Source organism: Sunxiuqinia dokdonensis (genome assembly GCF_001270965.1).
Taxonomy (GTDB): domain Bacteria; phylum Bacteroidota; class Bacteroidia; order Bacteroidales; family Prolixibacteraceae; genus Sunxiuqinia; species Sunxiuqinia dokdonensis.
The window spans coordinates 17,451-34,241 of record NZ_LGIA01000045.1 but is presented as its reverse complement, the minus strand read 5'-3'; the positions used below and the strand labels follow the sequence as shown (position 1 = coordinate 34,241).

Below are 16,791 nucleotides of genomic sequence, written 5' to 3'. Positions count from 1 at the left end.
AGTTTAATGAACATTACCTTCAATGCCTCGGACCGATTAATCCTTCAATTCCCCCTTCGCATCCCTACGAACAGTCACCGATACCTGGCGCGAAGCTTTCGTATCCCTACGAATGATCGAAGACAGTTGGTGCGAAGCTTTCGTACCCCTACGAATGGTCGAGGACGGTTGGCGTGAAGCTTTCGTATCCCTACGAACGGCCGCCGATACCTGGCGCGAAGTTTTCGTACCCCTACGAACGGTCGCCGATACCTGGTGCGAAGCTTTCGTACCCCTACGAACGGTTGAAGACAGTTGTCGGGAAGCTTTCGTAGTTATACGCCGGTGATTTTTAGGCTTCGGAATCGATTGTCTGAGGTCTGCTTTTGCCTGTGAAAGGCTTCGTTTTTCCCGTTTACGGATTCATTCGAGCCCAAATTCAATTCAATCTACTTTTCCTGAATTGCTGACAAATGAAATCTGCCGGCTGTCGGGTGACCACGATGGAACATTGATGGTTCCCTGGCCGCCATACAGGTAGGCAATCACTTTTGGTGCTCCGCCGGCCGTGGGCATCAGTCGCAGCATCACCCGCTTGTATGATGGATGGGAGTTGAATTCAATATCCGGAGGGAATGAGATAAAAGCGATCCATTTCCCGTCGGGTGAAATATGCGGAAACCAGTCGTTGTATTCGTCAAAGGTAATTTGTTCTTTTCCGCTGCCATCGGGTTTCATGCGCCAAAGTTGCATGGTTCCCGAATGGCTGCCATTGTAATAAACGTACTCGCCGTCGGGCGAATATTCGCAGCCATCCACATGTTCGCCGGGTTTGTTGTTGGTGAGCGCCACCTCTTTTCCCCCGTTAATTGATTTTTTGTAGATGTTGTACACGCTGCCTTCGCCGCGCTGTGCCACGTACACCACCTCCTTGTTGTTGGGCGCCCAACCATGCCAGTACGAAGGGGTTTCTTCGGTGACCAGTTGTGGCGTTCCCCCTTCCAGCGGCAACACGTAAACAGTTGATCCGCCGCCATTCATGCCCTCGCGGTGGTGACTGATGGCCAGCAGTTTTCCGTCGAACGAAATGCCGTGGTCGTTGTTGTTGCGGTTGGCAAAGCCGGTGTTGAGCTGTTCCAACTCGCCACCTTCAATGGGAATGGTGTACAGCAATCCATCCATGTTGAATAATAACTTTTTGCCGTCGGGCATCCAGTTGGGCGCTTCAAAGCGATCGTCTTTCTCGTAAATCACTTTTCGCTTGCCATTGAATACGTTCATGGTCTCGAGGCGGCAGCCCAGCCAGCCTTCCTGTCCCGGATTATAGTCGTCGGCAACCGGCTGGTCAATCCGCACGTTCCACACTTTGGCTTGCTCAACAACTTCGGGATGATGCGAATTGATGAACAATCCCGCCAAGACTTCATCAGGCAGGTTTTCCATAACTTGATATCCAATGGTTTGCAGGGGTTCTCCGGGATGTGCCGCGCGAAAGATCATGGTTTTGCCCGACCGTTCCAGTTGCAGAATCTGGTAATTGGGTTTTGGCGCTGCCAGCTGTTCTTCCGGATCGCGCATGGAAGCGCCTCGAAGCGGGCGCCATTGCATCACCGTTAGTCCATCTCCATGTAACACTGCCGAGCAATGCACCGCATTTTCTTCGTCCGACGCACGAACCATCCAGCCTGTTTTGCGGTGCGGATCAACTCCTTCTCCTGTAAAAGCAAAGTTAGCTGTCAGAATGAAGTCGCCCTTCAGTTTGGTATTCAGAAAATGAAACTCATCGCGATCGAACCAAATGTTGTAGCCTGATCCGTTGAGGGTATATTCCTGCCTTTGGTTGTCGTATGATGCTGAGCCGGCAAGCTGCGGATTGCCAATATCCTGGCTCGAAGTAAAAGATCCGATTGGTGTTTGCGCCAAGGCTGTGGTGGCAATTACACAAAGAAGGAGCCCGAGTGCGTGTTTCATGGTTGGCATCGTTTGGTGGTTATTTTTTTATTCGATTAAAGATAGGAAAATCGCGGAGAAAAAGAGGCGGGTTGTTGAAAAGCGGTCTTTCCAATTCTTGTACGCGATAGTGTTAGTCGAAATTTCACCATAAAAAAACCTGTGAGCGCTGGCCCACAGGTTTTAGAACAAGAATTACTTCAACAGGATGTCCAATTACAATAAGCTTAAGGTAACGGTTAAGCCTGCCATCACCACCGATACCATGGTCATGAGTTTGATCAGGATATTTAATGATGGGCCGGAAGTGTCCTTAAACGGATCGCCAACCGTATCGCCAACAACACCGGCTTTATGGGCTTCGCTGCCTTTTCCGCCGTAATTTCCTTTTTCAATGAATTTTTTGGCATTATCCCAGGCGCCACCGGCGTTGTTCATAAACACTGCCAGGGTGAATCCGGAGGTTAAACCACCAGCTAACAGGCCAATGACTCCGGCAACCCCCATGGTCGCACCAACCACTACAGGAACAATAATTGCTACCAGCGAAGGAAGCAGCATTTCTTTTTGAGCGCCAATGGTTGAAATTTCAACACACTTGGCATATTCAGGGGTTGCTTTTCCTTCCAGAATACCTTTGATTTCGCGGAACTGCCGACGAACTTCATCAACCATCGCTCCGGCAGCGCGACCAACAGCTTTCATGGTCATCGCACTAAAAACGAATGCCATCATCGAGCCGAGGAATAACCCACCTAAAAATAGTGGATTGAACAAGCTGATGTCGTATGCTTCAGAGAAGTCTTTCACTGAAGCCGTCGATATTTTAATGGCTTTAAATCCTTCGCCTACAGCGGGTGCCACATCATGATAAAATACAAACTGGCCTTTGGTGACAAATCCTTCGCCGGCTTTGGCTATTTTGTCAAACCACAAACGAACTTCTTCCATGTAAGCCGCAATCAGGGCCATAGCCGTCAGTGCAGCCGAACCAATGGCAAACCCTTTTCCAGTGGCGGCAGTTGTGTTTCCAAGCATATCCAAAGCATCGGTGCGTTCGCGAACCTGCGGAGGAAGTTCCGACATCTCGGCGTTGCCTCCAGCGTTGTCAGCAATTGGCCCAAAGGCGTCAGTTGCCAGCGTAATGCCCAGTGTTGACAGCATGCCTACGGCGGCAAAGCCGATTCCGTAAACGCCCATGGCAAAGTGGGTCGCGCCACCAGCAGCCCAGAAAGCGCCCATAATTCCAAGTACAATGGTGACGACCGGAATCCAGGTTGAATACATGCCGACGGCAATCCCGTCAATGATGGTTGTGGCAGGGCCTTGTTGCGCCTGCTTGGCAATGCCCTGCGTGGGTTTATATTCGTCTGAAGTAAAAAACTCAGTTGCCTGACCAATAATCACACCAGCCGCCAGTCCAATGACGACTGCCCAGAATACGCCCCAGGTTACCCAGCCCAAAAAGGCCAGACCGATCATCGCCAGAAGAATTAAGGCAGAGCTTCCGCCAGTTCCTAAAAGCAGGGCGTTGAGCAGGTTTTTTTGCGTGGCCGTTTCTTTGGTGCGAACCATGTAAATACCCAAAATAGAAAGGATAATACCAATGGCAGCAACAATCATTGGCGCCAAAACAGCCTGGAATGGATCCAAGCCGGCGTCGCGCAATACCAGTGCAGGAAGTGATGCACCCAAAGCCGCAGTGGCCAGGATCGAACCAGCGTATGATTCGTAAAGGTCGGCCCCCATGCCGGCTACGTCGCCCACATTGTCACCTACGTTGTCAGCAATAGTTGCGGGGTTGCGTGGGTCATCTTCCGGAATACCGGCCTCAACTTTCCCAACCAGGTCAGCACCAACGTCGGCGGCTTTGGTGTAAATGCCACCACCAACACGGGCAAACAGGGCCTGCGTAGAAGCACCCATTCCAAAAGTTAGCATGGTCACAGTAATTTCAACCAGCTTAAAGCGTGTACCGGCTTCTGTTAACAGGCCGTCGACAACAAATTCAGGATGAGCATGAACGAAGTTCAGGCCAAGGAAATGCAGGCCGGTAGTCATGTTTTCGGGGGTGTAAACCCATTCGTTTAGAATGAGAAACCAGGCGGCGATATCCAGGAGGGCAAAACCCACAACAACCAAACCCATAACGGCACCACTTCGGAAAGCCACCTGCAGTCCTTTATTCAACGACTGTGATGCTCCGTGCGCTGTACGCGCTGAGGCAAAGGTGGCTGTTTTCATTCCCAGAAATCCGCATAGACCAGAGAAAAAACCACCGGTTAAAAACGCAATGGGGACAAAGGGATTTTGAACATTAAAATAAGCCATAATGGTCAGCAGGACAAACAAAATGGCAAAAACGATGGCCACAACTTTGTACTGTCTTCTCAAATAGGCCATGGCACCTTCCCGCACGTACTGCGCGATTTCTTTCATCCGGTCGGTGCCCTCCGAATTTTTCATCATCGATTTAAAGAAGATCCATGCAAAGATCAATGCAAGTATGGATGCTATTGGAACAATAAAGAAAATATTACCCATAAGTTATAAATTTAAGTGCAACGATGTTGCGGTTAGTGATTTTTTCATTGATTAAAATCAGGTGTGAAAATAATAAATATTGATGTTGGCCGAATGGAATACCCAAATGTTGTATGGCAGTCGGCCTGTTTCACCCTTGAAGCAAACAAAGATAAGCTGAAAAACAAAAAATAGAAGCTGAAGCTGCTTGTTGGTGTTAATTTGTAGGCATTCTAAAGAAGGAAACTACAATCTGATGGAATAGGTTCGAAAGTGAGCGCTTGGGCCAAAGGATTTTATGAGGGCCGCTGCTTTTTTTTAATGCTGAAAAACGTCCTTGCCCCGCCACTTCCCGCTAAAATAATAAATGGACAGAATGATGGTTCCCGCGGCCCAGCCGGCAGGCTCGGCCCACCATATTCCATTCACTCCCAAATGATCGGAGAGGAAATAGGCCAGTGGAATCCGGATCGCATACAGTGCGGTTAGGGTGGTCAGCATGGGGATAAAAGTGGCGCCGGCACCGCGTAGAAATCCGGTTAGCGTAAACATCACGGCCAGCAAGAGGTAAAACGACGATACAATTACCAAATAGTCTTGTCCGATGGCAATAACTGCCGGATCGGGCGTGAACATTTTGATGAGGTACTTTCCGAATACGATGATAATGATGGAGATGAAGATGCAATACACCAACGAAAAGTACAAGGTGGTTTTCAGGCCGTTCCTGGCCCGGTCTTCACGCAAAGCACCCAGGTTTTGGCCGGTAAAACTCGACAGGGCCGACGAGAAAGTAATGGCCGGCATTTTGGCAAACGAGTCAATGCGAATGGCAGCGGTGTAGGCCGCCACAGCGTTGGTTCCAAATCCGTTCACAATGGCCATAATGGCCATCATGCCAAAAGCAACAAACGACTGCTGAAAGCCAGTTGGCAGACCAATGCGCAGGCAGCTTTTAAAAATATTCCGGTCGAAAACATACCTTCGGAGGCTTAACTTAATAACAGGATGCTTTTTGTTGAGGTACCAGGTAGCCGCAAAAAAAGCAATGGCCTGGGCAATCACGGAGGCAAATGCCACGCCTTCAATTCCCCACTTAAAAACCACGACAAACAGCAGATCGAGCACGATGTTGTTGAAGGTGGAAATCACCATGAAATAAAGGGGTGTTTTCGAATCGCCCATTCCGCGAAGGATGGACGTAATACCATTAAATCCGAAAAAGAAAAACATGCCCAGCAGGTAAACATTCATATAGCTTACGGCTTCAGGCATCATCTCTTCGGGTAGTTGCAGAAGTTGAAAAATGGCCCCGCTGAAGTAGATTCCCAGTGCCGAAACAACCAATGACGCACCCAGGAAAAAGATGAAAATGGTATCAATGGTTTTGGCCACGTTCTTCATTTGCTTGGCCCCAAAATACTGCGAAACAACGGTCGATGCACCCGAACCAACACCAATAACCAGGGAGATGAGCGTGAAGATGATGGGGAAGGAGGCTCCGACAGCACCCAGGGCTTCCTTTCCCAGGTAGTTGCCCACGATAATGCTATCGACAATGTTATAGAGATTCTGTAATAAATTGCCAATTACCAGGGGAACCGAAAAGTTGAGGATAATTTTTGCTTCGCTGCCGACTGTAAAATCTTTCATGCTTAAAAAAACAGAATGCAAAGCTGAGTATTTTAAATTTGATTTCAAAATAGACGATGAGTCGGGCCTTTGAAAGTTGTTGAAAATCAATTTTTGAGCTTTGTTCGATGAATGGATTGAGCGGCACGGAGAATGCCTTCCCAGCTGAAATAGATGAAAAAAGGACAGGTTCTTTTTTCTGTTAAAAAAATATAACATTGACCACTTTTTTATGGCTTCACTTTTATGATTTGCAGAATGGATTAATTTTGTAGGTAAACGTGGTTCGATATGAAAAAAAGGGTACTCTTTGTTTGTTTGGGAAATATTTGCCGGTCACCCAGTGCCGAGGCGGTTTTTAACAGTTTGCTTGAGGAGCAGGGCCTGGAGAACGAGGTGGAGTGTGACTCTGCAGGAACCGCCGCGTACCACGAAGGCGAACCAGCCGATGGGAGAATGCAGAGTCATGCCATCAGAAGAGGTTATCGATTGACATCGATTTCACGACCACTGGACCCTATTCATGATTTCGACACCTTTGACTATGTCATCGGTATGGATGACAACAACGTGTGGGATTTGAAGAAAAAGGCGCGCAACCTGGACGATTTAAGGAAAATTTATAAGATGACCGACTTTGCAAAGTCCAAAAGTTACCAATCGGTTCCGGATCCTTATTACGGTGGTGCCGACGGATTTGAGTTGGTACTGGATATTTTGGAAGATGCTTGCCAGGGGCTTTTGAATCGTATTGTTAGAGAAACCCAGGTTGAAAGTTCTGCCGGCCAATAAGCCACTGGCCGCTTGTTCCATCTCATTTAAAAGTTCGATACAACATGACAGGAGCAAAAAAACGGCTATATTTAGCCATTCAAACGCTTGGTCATACGAACAGGCAAAACATAAAATAAACCGTCCGATATGAAAATTGATCAGGAAATTTTTTACTCTGCCATCGCCAAATATTACAACCAGATATTTCCGTTGAATGAAAAGCAGCTTGAGTTTGTAAAATCCAGTCTGGTGGGCTTGGACGGCAAAAAAATTCTGGATATTGGATGTTCAACCGGACAGCTGGCAAAAAAGTTGGCCGGGCTGGGGGGACAGGTAACCGGGCTCGATTTAAATGAAAAGATGATTGCCCTGGCTCAAAAGGAAAATCATTTTCCTGACCTTCAATTTGTTGTAGGTAACATGTTGGAAGCCGATTCCTATTGTGAAGAATCGTCGCTGGATGCCGTTTTGTGCTTCGGAAACACCTTGGTTCACCTGGATTCCATCGATGAAATTGGCCGTTTTTTCAAGGTTGTTGCCAAACTGCTGAAGCCGGGTGGCAAGTTTTTGGTTCAAATGTTGAACTACGACTACATCTTGGATCAACAAGTTGATGAACTTCCGTTGATTGACGGGCCAAAAATCAGCTTTATCCGGAAATATGATCTTCCGGAGGGTGAAAACGACAAAATCATTTTCAATACGGAGCTGGTGATCAAAAGCACACGCGAATCCCTGTTTCATGCTTCGCGACTGCTGCCTTTGCGCAAGAATGATTTGCATTCGCTCTTGCAGCATTTTGGATTCGAACGCATCAAGTACTATGCTAATTTCGATAAGAAACCTTTTGGCGGGCATCATTTGCCGCTGGTTTTATCGGCTGAACGTTCCGCTTCTTAGGATTTTGGTTGTTGCTTTTTCGTTTTTCGATAGGCTTTCCACCAAATTAAGAATCCGCTAACCAGCACCATCATCAGGCACAAACCTGAAAGGGGCACATATAAAATATAGAACGGGCCAAGCAAATGCTCAAAAATTCGTCCGGTATGGACTTCCAAGGCCGTGTTCCACAACGATAAAGGTGATTTGTCCAAAACTTCCTGCGGCATGGGCCAGCTTGCCTTGCCTTCAAAACTAAGCTTCCCGCGGCTGTAGTCGAACCAATAGTGTTCCTGCGCATTCAGCTCAAAATAGCCTGCCACCATGTGGTCCGAAATGGGGCGCCCGCTATTGGCTTGCGGCGGTTGCTGGCTAAAGGCATCCAACACAACTTGCTTTCGAATATCCCAGATAAAGAGCCCGTTAAACGAGCCGACCAGATACTGCGCCGGCCCAATTGGTTCCAATACATTACAGCCCATTACACTTACGGGCGGCTGAACAGGCATGGGAATGAGTTGTTCTTCCAGCTTCTCATCGGCCATGAAAAATCCGTCGGATGTCGACAGGAGGTAACGGTTCAAATGGGCGTCCCAGGTCGCACGTCGCAGTTTGTCGAACCAAGGATTCGGATTGTCAAGATGCGTGCCCGGAATCAGCCCCACTTTCGAATTGGCAATGGGAATCAACAAGGGCGGGCGCAAAAACATACCGGCAGTGGTGTTGATCAGCAAAAAAAGGATGAACACATAACCAACCACATTGTGCCAGCGCAGGTTGAGCCGCCGGGTCGCTGTCAGTTTGCTGTTGTCTTTTTTCTTTTCCCGCCGTCGCTTGGCAATTTTGGGAAAGAAAAAGTGCAACAAGCCGGTCACCGAAAGCAGGATGGTCACCAGCCCCAGCAAATCGACAAACAGCTTGCCGGGCAAGCCAAACAGTTCACCGCTGTGCAGCTGCCAAAGGGTCGTGAACAGACTTGTTTCGCGTTTGTAGTTGGCGGGCTTCGGAAGCTGAACCACCTCGAATTGTTTTCCGTCGCCCGATTTCAGCAGATAGTGGCGGCTTAAAACCATCAAACTGTCCTGCTTGATAAACAGGTCGGTGAGGCGTTCTTCTTTTAAAGGAATCGGCACTTTTTGCCAATTTCCTTTGGTTTGCGCCCGCTCATATAAACCGAAATGTGTGGCGGCGTAAAGCTTGTTCTGAAAGGCGCGGATCTGATAAATCTTACGTTGGTCAATGCCTTTCGGAAATCCTTGGTTGAAATCGCGGATTTCATCGCCGTTTTTTTGCCAAACACCGATGTTTCCATAAAGCAGAAATTGACTTGAGTCGATTGGTAAGCCGCCACGCACGGCCGCCAGGTTCCAGTTTTTGTAGTGATAGTCAGAAGGCAACAGTCTCCGGCTTACGTCTACCTTGGAAAACAGTGGCCGGTGATTCATCACGATTCCCGACAAGGCAAAGAGAATGGACAAAACGGCAATCACAATGCCTGGCCATTTGTGTAGTTTTCGAAAGATTTTGAGGGATTTATTTTTTTTCTTCATCTTGAAACAGCGTAATGGAAATGATGCAAATGGAACAATCCAGAGTTTTGCATCTGATTCTGATTATATAAGGCGCGAAGATAATAAAGCTGGGTTTTTAAGTTGTATCGGATGTTACAAAATGCAAAAAGGAAATTCCAAATTCCATTTGTCTAACCACTGGCGCTAGTTCTGGATATCCGGCATCCGGAATCGAAGATCAAGCTGCAAGCCTACTTGGGCTTCACAATGAATGACCATCAATGACCATTCAATGACCATCTAATGACCGGCTGAAGCAGTGTTCAGTAAACAGTCCCAGTGGCCAGGGAACCGACAATGACCAGCATCTTCCATCTTTTCTTCTATGTGTTCTATGGGGCTATTGTGGTTTTCCTTGAATTTTAACTTGTTAAAAGAATTTGGTTTGCAAATCTTTTATTTTCACCACCTAGTCACATCAGTCACATAGATTTCTTTTTTCGGTCAAAAGAACGCCTCGTTCTCCAAATATCTGGCATTCCTCATTGAGGATCGAGCTACAAGCCTCTAGCTGCAAGCCACAAGAAGCCAGTCATCCAGTATCCCACATCAAGTATCTAGCATCTAGCATCAAGTATCCAGCATCCAGCTTCTATCCCGAATACGTATGCACGCTGTTTTGGGCTGTTGGAAGGTAATTGACACCAAACCAGCAAATCAACAATAAACCGAAAGCCACAATTAAAATCCACATGGCGGGTTTGTGTTTTTTCAAGTGTTTGTACCGGTAGTGAATATAGATTAAGTATGCAGTCCAGCTAATGAAGGCCCAGGTTTCTTTCGGGTCCCAGGTCCAGTAATGGCCCCAGGCTTCTTTGGCCCAGAGCGCGCCAAACAGCAGCCCCATGGTTAAAAATGAAAAACCGAGGTAAACAAAATTGTCGGCCAGTTCGGGCAAATGTTGCCAATTTTTGCCCTGTTGGTCCTGGTAGATGGCTTTGACGGCAACCAAGCTTGATGCTGCCAGCAAAGCGTAGGCAAACAGGTAAACAATGACGTGCGGAACGAACCAAACACTCTGCAGGGCTGGCATCAGGCTTTTGTCGTAGGTTTCGGGGTGAAGCAGGTTGATTACCAAAAACAAGCCGCCCATAAACAGGCTGTAGGCCAGCAGCCATTTGTATTTCCATCGGATGAAGCTGACGATGCCAATCAAAGCCAGCAAAGCCGCATACCACAGGCGGGTTTCACCTAGCGTACGCATGGGCGGACGATCTATTTTCACCCAAAGCAGCACGATAAACAGCATGAGGCTGATGAACCCACTCAGCGCCAAAACAGTTGGGGCCAGCGTTTTGAATGTTGAATTTGAAGTCTTCAGCATTAAAAAGCCGCCACTGACCAACCAGCAAATCAGGCTGACGGCCGCAAATAATTCGAAATTAATCCATCCCATCCTATTGTGCTTTCTTTTTGTTTGTGCCATCGCGAAATAAAAACAGGCTTCCGGCCAGCAGCATAAAAATTCCCAGGTAAACCACGGGAATCCAGGGATCGCGCACCAGCTCAATCACACTCAGTGTCGACCATTTCCCTTTTTGGCTGTCGTAACTCAGTTGATAAAGTTTCCAGCCACCCAGTTTAAAAGGTTGGTTTACTTCCAAAGTGGTTTGCATCTGCTGGCCTTCTTCAGTCATAATCCTGATGTCGGACTGAAACTTCTGAGGTTCGGGGGGCAGCATGACCAGCGAATAGCGGTCGCTCAGTTTGAAGGCGTAAGGCTGGTGCATGAAACTTCCGGAACTGACCCAGCCGGTTTGGGTCTCGCCGGTTTGTGTATGCGTCACCCTAACTTTTGCGGCAGGGGGCGATCCCATCTCGTTGACCGGCTCAAATCGCTCGCCAATGAGGCCGGCCGAGTGAAGCCGTTTCTCCACTTCAACCTTGTAATCCAGCAACTGGATCGGCGAGTCTTCCACCGAAAAATATTGGTTCTTCTTTCCCTTGGCCACCACCCGGCCTGTGGTGTTGTCAATCAAGGTGAGTTTGGGCGGATACTCATCAATTTTGAAATCGGTCAGCTCTATGGCGATTGGTAACTCAACCACCTGCCCGGCCTGGTTGGTGGCTCGCCACTCGGGCTGGCCTTCGTAGCAATTCATATACAAACGTTGCAGGTCGCTGCTTCCCAGGGCAGCGGCGGTCAGTGCGATCCAAAGTCCCAGGTGGTTCAGGATGTAGCCCGCGTTTTTTAGTTTGAAAGGAATCAAACGTTTCAGCGTAGCCAAGCCCAGACCGCTTAAAAAATAAGCATTGGCCAGCACAAATATCCACGAAGTCGTCAGCCGGTTTAAGCCGAGCAGGCTGATGAGCGTTGAGTTGTTTGCTTGCCCTTGCGGAATGATGCCCATCAAGATGGCCAGCCCACAGTAAAAAGCGGCCGAGGTGACCGCCGCGGGAACTGACGACAACCATTTGCTGAGCAGTGACTTCGCAAAGAAAAAGTGCAGGGCTAACAACAGTGTGATAAAAATAAGGCCCAGAATCAAATTGCCGGGCCATCGCGGGACTTGCGCTTCAAGCGCAGGCAGAAACACCTGCCAAACGACACCTAAACCGGTCAATCCTACAACGATAATCCATCCCTCACGATACGACCATGGCGTTTGCCAGGTATTTCTTTCCATAAAACAATGCTTAAAAAATGAATATTTTCAATTTACCTCGGTCATTAAATTGTCATTTAGGGTCATTAGGTGGTCATTAAGTTACCCTGAAACGATCAATGACAATAAAATGACCATGAATGACAACTATAGACAGTCTCGATAGAATGCAGGTGTAATCTACTTAATGAAATTAGGCGTTACACTCAGCATCAGCCAACTCCAGTAGTGGCTTGCCGATTGGTCCCCTCCTTTAATGATTTCCATACTATCGCCTGCAAACAGCCACGACAAACCGCAACTGATCTGTGCTTCGGGGCTGATTTTCCATCCGGCTCCCAAGTCCAGTTCCGTCCCCAGGTAATTGGATGCGTCGGCACTAATTTCAGCTGCGGCAGAAAAGTAATGCAAATGGGCATTCAAACTCAATTGGTCTTTCGAATAGTTGTATTTCGCATAAATGTCATTCAGCCCAACCGAGTTGAAATGATTCCCGACGTAGAAATAGTCCATGAAACCATTAAACTTGTGGTTGGTGCCATACAGTGGGTTGAATGATTTATTTTTCGTGTCGTCGTAAGCTGTTCCCGACAGGCGTTCGTAACCCCAGGTAATGCCGCGCGGGCAGGTGGCTTCCAGCAGCAAGTTATAAGCGCTCAAGTCACTACCGGTGGCCGTTTTGCCCGTTTGCAGGTAAGCGTTGGCCGCTAGCTTAAATTCTCCCAGCGGATAGGTGGCGTGAGCTCCCATCGTCTGGCTGTAGTTCACCTCTTGCCCATCGGGCGTGTTTTCCGGAATGCCATTGTTTAGCACCAGCAAACTCAGGCTGCCTGTATCCCATTTTTTGTTGAACCAGACATATTGCAGGTCTTTGTAGGCATCCGCACCGTCAAACAGGTTGTTGGCAGGATTGCTGTTCTCGTGATGGGCGATTCCAACATGCAGACTGATGTTGCCTTGGTATTTCAGAATCGCCAAATCGTGCGAACGGGCCTGGTGCGCCCAGCCCACGTTTCCAAAGATCCGGTGGTCGTCGTACACCAGCTCCTGACGCCCTGCTTTCAACGAAAATTCAGGCGAAAAAAACACTTCGGCCCAAGCCTGGTGAACAGAGGTGGCAAAATCTTCATTGCCGACCAACTGGGGCTGGCTTCCCCAGGTGCGTACATCCTGCAAGGACAAAAAGGTAATGACCTTTTCGGATTGATACAAGGCATTGAGCCGGGTGCGCTGCGCTGTAAACAGCGAAGCATCCTGATCACTTGCGGCCAGGCTTTTGTAGCCGTGGCTTAGTTCCGTACGTGGCCGGAATTCGCCGCTCAGTGAAAACTGAGCAAAACTGAAGGAGGCGGACAGCATGAACAAAATGAACAGGCTGCCGCTTAAGCGTGTCTTCATATCAATCGGCTTTTAGTTGCGTACGACATCCCACGAATCTTCGCGTTCCTGCGCTTTTTTCAGCCACTCGGGGACCACGGTTTCCAGAAATTCTTCCTTCTCCTGGTTTAAGGTTGCCATGTCGAGCCCAATAAATGCCTGCGCTTTGGCTTTGGTTGAAATATCGGGGTAGGGCAGTTCCTCGTTGAATCCTTTGGAAGCCAAAATGCGTGATAGCTTGATACGTGTTTCCTGCGCGATGTCAATTCCTGTTGAAATGATCCGGCTGGTTTCAAGCGGGGCATGGAACGAGCCGCCGTGGCTGGCCGCTGCGTAGTCCCAGCGCCATTGTGAATGACGGATGCCCATCAGCACTTCTTTCATTTCATCTTCGGTAGCTCCCAGTTCCCAAGCCTTTTGAGCTTCCAGGTGGGCACGTACCAACAGTTCTTCCAGTTTGTCGCGGTTTTCAATCACCTTGTCCTGGCGGTCAAATACGTTTTTGATTAAGGTTGCCGTTTCTTCGCGATGGCAAACCTGGCATGAGTTGGCTACATTGTTCAGGGGCGATTGGATGTGGTGGTCGGTGAATTTTTGTCCGCCTTCCGATTTGTAGGGCATGTGGCAATCGGCACACGAAACACCACGTTCTGCGTGAATGCCCTGCATATAAATTTCGTATCCCGGGTGTTGGGCTTTCAACATGGGCGCTTTGCTTAGCGAGTGTGTCCAGTCGCTAAATTCGATGGCATCGTAATATTCTTCGGCGCCTTCAACCGTCATCCCGTTGTGCCAGGGGAAGGTGAGGTATTCGGCTCCTTCCACTTTTTTCTTGTCGAAATAATACTCCACATGACATTGGGCGCAAACCAGCGACCGCATTTCCTGGTGCGACGCTTTGCTGACATCTTTGCCCATGTTTTCGAAGGCTTCCACCAAAGCGGGCCGTGTCACGCGCAGGTTCATGGTTTCGGGGTCGTGGCAATCGGCACAGCCAATGGGGTTGACAATCTCTGCACCCAGTCGTGACCAACGGCCTTTGTAAAACTCGGCAACTCCGTCTTCCTGCATTACGCGTGGAACATCCGGACTTTTACAGGTCCAGCAAGTCGTTGGCATCGGGCCTTTGTCCGGATCGCCTTCAGCACCCGTACGCAGCGTGTTGTGTACATCTTCAATGGCGTAGTAGTGGCCGCGTCCCTGGTTATAATCTTTTGAAAATCCGTAGCCAGCCCAAAGCACCACCATGCGTGGATCAACTTCGAGCATGTCAATCATGGCGTTGCCGTTGTATTTGCTTTGGAAATTACTGTCGGCGGTTTGGTAATAGGACTGAAATTCGCGGGGAAAGTTTTCGCCCCACACTTCGTTGCGCGGTTCAAACTCTGACAACTTTACTTTCGGAACATTTACAAAGCTGGCTTCAGCCCGGCGTTCCATGATGGATGAGGCCAGCAGCCCCAAAACAAAAACAACAAGTAAGGTGGCGAAGAAAAGTAACCAGCCCAAAATCGGTTTTTTTTCAATGGTCGTCTTTAATGGTTTCATGTGATATGGTTTTTTAATCGTTGTTATTTAAATTTTTAATCCAGTCGGGTACGGGGCTTTCCGGTAGCGGAACACGGGCATAAGGCGTGCTCGATAAGCTGTTTACCCGTCCGTGCGGAACTTCGCGGTGACACTCCCAGCACTTTCTGTCGGTCCGGTGTGCTTCGTAGTTTGCCAGGTAGCTGCTGTGCTGGGCGTCCATCAGTTGGTTTTCGTGACAACGCACGCAGTTTTGGTGAACCACCTCGGCACCTTCCTCTTTAATGAAAATCACCTGGGGCTCGTTTCGCAAGGTGAAAACCGTGGCATGCCGCAGACCGTCCTTCGCTTTAAAATAGTAGGTGTTGAAAAAGTTGTCGTGTGGAACGTGGCAGCTGTTGCAATTGGTCACTTCGCGGTGTGAACTGTGGTTCCAGGTGGCATACTGAGGTGCCATAATGTGACAGTTGACACAGGTTTTCGGATCGTCAGACAAATAAGAATGTGCCTTGGACAGGTAAAGGGTAAAGACAAAAAGACCGGCGAATATTCCCAGAACAATGATAACAGGGATTTTCCAGATCTTCGGGGGATGAAGGTTTCGGATCATAGTTGACTTCGTTTTTTTTTATTTATTGGTTAAAAATACGGAGGAAGTCACGCCAGGGTTGTACCGAATGTTACAAACTTTTAAAAAAGATCGTTTTTATTTCTTGCAGCCTGAAGTCTTTCTCCGAAGTGTGGCGGTTCGTTTATCGTCATTCTAAATAAGGTCTGTTTAACAGGGCGAGGGGTACTTCGAAAGTGGGTGGAGGCACTTGGCAAGTGGGTCGTTCCACCTCAAACAGGCAATCATCCACCCGGAAGCTGCTCGTTTCAATGTAAACAGTGCAATCGAGCAGCTCGAAGATTCAGTGAAGCCTCTTTTTCATTCAACCGTGCACCTTTTTCAGTCAAGCTTGAATCATTTTGGTGGAAACTTCCGCAAAAAACTGGCAAGCTTGTCAGGTTTTGCTTGAAGCGTGCATGAAATTGGTGAAAAGTTCCATGAAAAAACCGCAGGCTTGAAGCATTGAGCCGCATGATTGCATGAAAAAGGCGGATTGTTTCGTATCCGAAAGCCATCGTTTGATTAAAATGTGACATCGTGACATCTTTTTACTGCCCGGTTGAGCCGGGGATACGAACGATTTGATGATAGGCTTGCTCGCTAATGCCGGCAGTCTCTCCGGACCAAACAAAAATCGGAAACCTCCTGAAAGGTTTCCGATTTTGTTGAATGGTTTAAACCACAGCCTCAACCTTGTGCGGAACTCCGTTTGGCAAAGCGGTCTTTCAGGTCTTCGTAGATGGCTTTCGATCCGGGTACGCTCAATTTAGCCGCCTGCTTCACCGAATTGTAGTAAGTCAAGGCTGCCGTATAGCTTTCCGACCCGGCTTCAGTGGTCGTGTCGTCCAGGTTCTGCATTAATTGCTGAAGGGGGCGCAATACCGCTATGAGTTGTTTCCACATGCCCATGTCGCTTTTAAAACCTTCACTATCGAGGTAGGGAGGGGCAAACTGGGGATTGCTCTGGCAGTAGTCGAGACATTTTTCAACAAAAGGAGCCGTGCCGTCGCTCATTTTGGGGAGCGATTGCCGTTCCTGCGGATTCAAAGCAATCAGGTAAGGACTTAATAGGGTAACGGTTTCATTGATGTTGCTTAAGGCTTGAGTAGCCACTTCATCGGGTAATTGATTGGTAATTTTGTTTTCCATGATTTAAAAATTAAAGATTAATGATTTATGGTTGATTCATTGCACACCAAGTTAAATCATCAAATCGATATAAGTTTAATTTTTTTGCTGTATTTCATGAATGATGCATTTTGGGCCTAAAAACCCCTTATTTCTCATACGAACGAAGATATATCGTTAAATTGACCAATGAATTTGGAGGTGCGGAGAGCTGATTTTCCTGAAAAAATAACGG

The 16,791-nt window shown here is 48.1% G+C and carries 12 protein-coding genes; 2 read left to right on the top strand and 10 right to left on the bottom strand.

From position 1 onward, the window contains the following. Window positions 1–423 precede the first annotated feature (423 nt). The 3 genes from NC99_RS04910 to NC99_RS04900 all read right to left on the bottom strand — a co-directional run bounded on the left by NC99_RS04910 (window position 424) and on the right by NC99_RS04900 (window position 6,105). On the bottom strand, window positions 424–1,950 hold the full coding sequence (locus NC99_RS04910; RefSeq protein ID WP_053180457.1) for a TolB family protein: 1,527 nt from the start codon (window positions 1,948–1,950) through the stop codon (window positions 424–426). Between the two features lie 195 nt (window positions 1,951–2,145). Next, window positions 2,146–4,473, bottom strand: a complete 2,328-nt coding sequence (locus NC99_RS04905; protein WP_053180448.1) for a sodium-translocating pyrophosphatase — start codon at window positions 4,471–4,473, stop codon at window positions 2,146–2,148. Between the two features lie 297 nt (window positions 4,474–4,770). Then, window positions 4,771–6,105, bottom strand: a complete 1,335-nt coding sequence (locus NC99_RS04900) for an MATE family efflux transporter (protein ID WP_053180456.1) — start codon at window positions 6,103–6,105, stop codon at window positions 4,771–4,773. Window positions 6,106–6,375: 270 nt separating this feature from the next. On the opposite strand from NC99_RS04900, the gene NC99_RS04895 reads away from it, so the two are divergent. Both NC99_RS04895 and NC99_RS04890 read left to right on the top strand, forming a co-directional pair. Continuing rightward, window positions 6,376–6,876, top strand: coding sequence for a low molecular weight protein-tyrosine-phosphatase (locus NC99_RS04895; RefSeq protein WP_053180446.1), 501 nt, complete (start codon window positions 6,376–6,378; stop codon window positions 6,874–6,876). A 129-nt stretch (window positions 6,877–7,005) separates the two neighbouring features. Beyond that, window positions 7,006–7,758: a class I SAM-dependent methyltransferase gene (locus NC99_RS04890; RefSeq protein ID WP_053180445.1), complete on the top strand. Its 753-nt coding sequence runs from the start codon at window positions 7,006–7,008 to the stop codon at window positions 7,756–7,758. Here NC99_RS04890 and NC99_RS04885 read toward each other — a convergent pair. The 7 genes from NC99_RS04885 to NC99_RS04850 all read right to left on the bottom strand — a co-directional run bounded on the left by NC99_RS04885 (window position 7,755) and on the right by NC99_RS04850 (window position 16,577). After that, window positions 7,755–9,287 (bottom strand): PepSY-associated TM helix domain-containing protein, encoded by a 1,533-nt coding sequence (locus tag NC99_RS04885; RefSeq protein ID WP_053180443.1) that lies wholly within the window; start codon window positions 9,285–9,287, stop codon window positions 7,755–7,757. The genes NC99_RS04890 and NC99_RS04885 overlap by 4 nt on opposite strands. Window positions 9,288–9,900: 613 nt before the next feature. Then, complete coding sequence (gene ccsA, locus NC99_RS04880; RefSeq protein WP_053180441.1) at window positions 9,901–10,704, bottom strand: cytochrome c biogenesis protein CcsA; 804 nt, start codon at window positions 10,702–10,704, stop codon at window positions 9,901–9,903. A 1-nt stretch (window position 10,705) separates the two neighbouring features. Then, the gene (locus NC99_RS04875; RefSeq protein ID WP_053180439.1) at window positions 10,706–11,935 is read right to left on the bottom strand and encodes a cytochrome c biogenesis protein ResB; all 1,230 of its coding nucleotides are present in this window, start codon (window positions 11,933–11,935) and stop codon (window positions 10,706–10,708) included. A 159-nt stretch (window positions 11,936–12,094) separates the two neighbouring features. Then, window positions 12,095–13,312, bottom strand: a complete 1,218-nt coding sequence (locus tag NC99_RS04870; protein ID WP_053180437.1) for an alginate export family protein — start codon at window positions 13,310–13,312, stop codon at window positions 12,095–12,097. 12 nt (window positions 13,313–13,324) lie between these two features. After that, entirely contained in the window at window positions 13,325–14,839 is a 1,515-nt protein-coding gene (gene nrfA, locus NC99_RS04865) for an ammonia-forming cytochrome c nitrite reductase (protein WP_053180434.1), read from the bottom strand. A gap of 13 nt (window positions 14,840–14,852) precedes the next feature. Next, a complete protein-coding gene (gene nrfH / locus NC99_RS04860; RefSeq protein ID WP_053180432.1) occupies window positions 14,853–15,428 on the bottom strand; it encodes a cytochrome c nitrite reductase small subunit in 576 nt (191 codons plus the stop codon). A gap of 687 nt (window positions 15,429–16,115) precedes the next feature. After that, a complete protein-coding gene (locus NC99_RS04850) occupies window positions 16,116–16,577 on the bottom strand; it encodes a hypothetical protein (protein ID WP_053180427.1) in 462 nt (153 codons plus the stop codon). Between the last annotated feature and the right edge of the window lie 214 nt (window positions 16,578–16,791).

Bases quoted from the DNA above. Each gene is read 5' to 3' on its own strand.
- NC99_RS04910 (WP_053180457.1), bottom strand. From the start codon at position 1,950: ATGAAACACGCACTCGGGCTCCTTCTTTGTGTAATTGCCACCACAGCC.
- NC99_RS04885 (WP_053180443.1), bottom strand. From the start codon at position 9,287: ATGAAGAAAAAAAATAAATCCCTCAAAATCTTTCGAAAACTACACAAA.
- NC99_RS04870 (WP_053180437.1), bottom strand. From the start codon at position 13,312: ATGAAGACACGCTTAAGCGGCAGCCTGTTCATTTTGTTCATGCTGTCC.
- NC99_RS04875 (WP_053180439.1), bottom strand. From the start codon at position 11,935: ATGGAAAGAAATACCTGGCAAACGCCATGGTCGTATCGTGAGGGATGG.
- nrfH (WP_053180432.1), bottom strand. From the start codon at position 15,428: ATGATCCGAAACCTTCATCCCCCGAAGATCTGGAAAATCCCTGTTATC.
- NC99_RS04900 (WP_053180456.1), bottom strand. From the start codon at position 6,105: ATGAAAGATTTTACAGTCGGCAGCGAAGCAAAAATTATCCTCAACTTT.
- ccsA (WP_053180441.1), bottom strand. From the start codon at position 10,704: ATGGGATGGATTAATTTCGAATTATTTGCGGCCGTCAGCCTGATTTGC.
- NC99_RS04895 (WP_053180446.1), top strand. From the start codon at position 6,376: ATGAAAAAAAGGGTACTCTTTGTTTGTTTGGGAAATATTTGCCGGTCA.
- nrfA (WP_053180434.1), bottom strand. From the start codon at position 14,839: ATGAAACCATTAAAGACGACCATTGAAAAAAAACCGATTTTGGGCTGG.
- NC99_RS04890 (WP_053180445.1), top strand. From the start codon at position 7,006: ATGAAAATTGATCAGGAAATTTTTTACTCTGCCATCGCCAAATATTAC.
- NC99_RS04905 (WP_053180448.1), bottom strand. From the start codon at position 4,473: ATGGGTAATATTTTCTTTATTGTTCCAATAGCATCCATACTTGCATTG.
- NC99_RS04850 (WP_053180427.1), bottom strand. From the start codon at position 16,577: ATGGAAAACAAAATTACCAATCAATTACCCGATGAAGTGGCTACTCAA.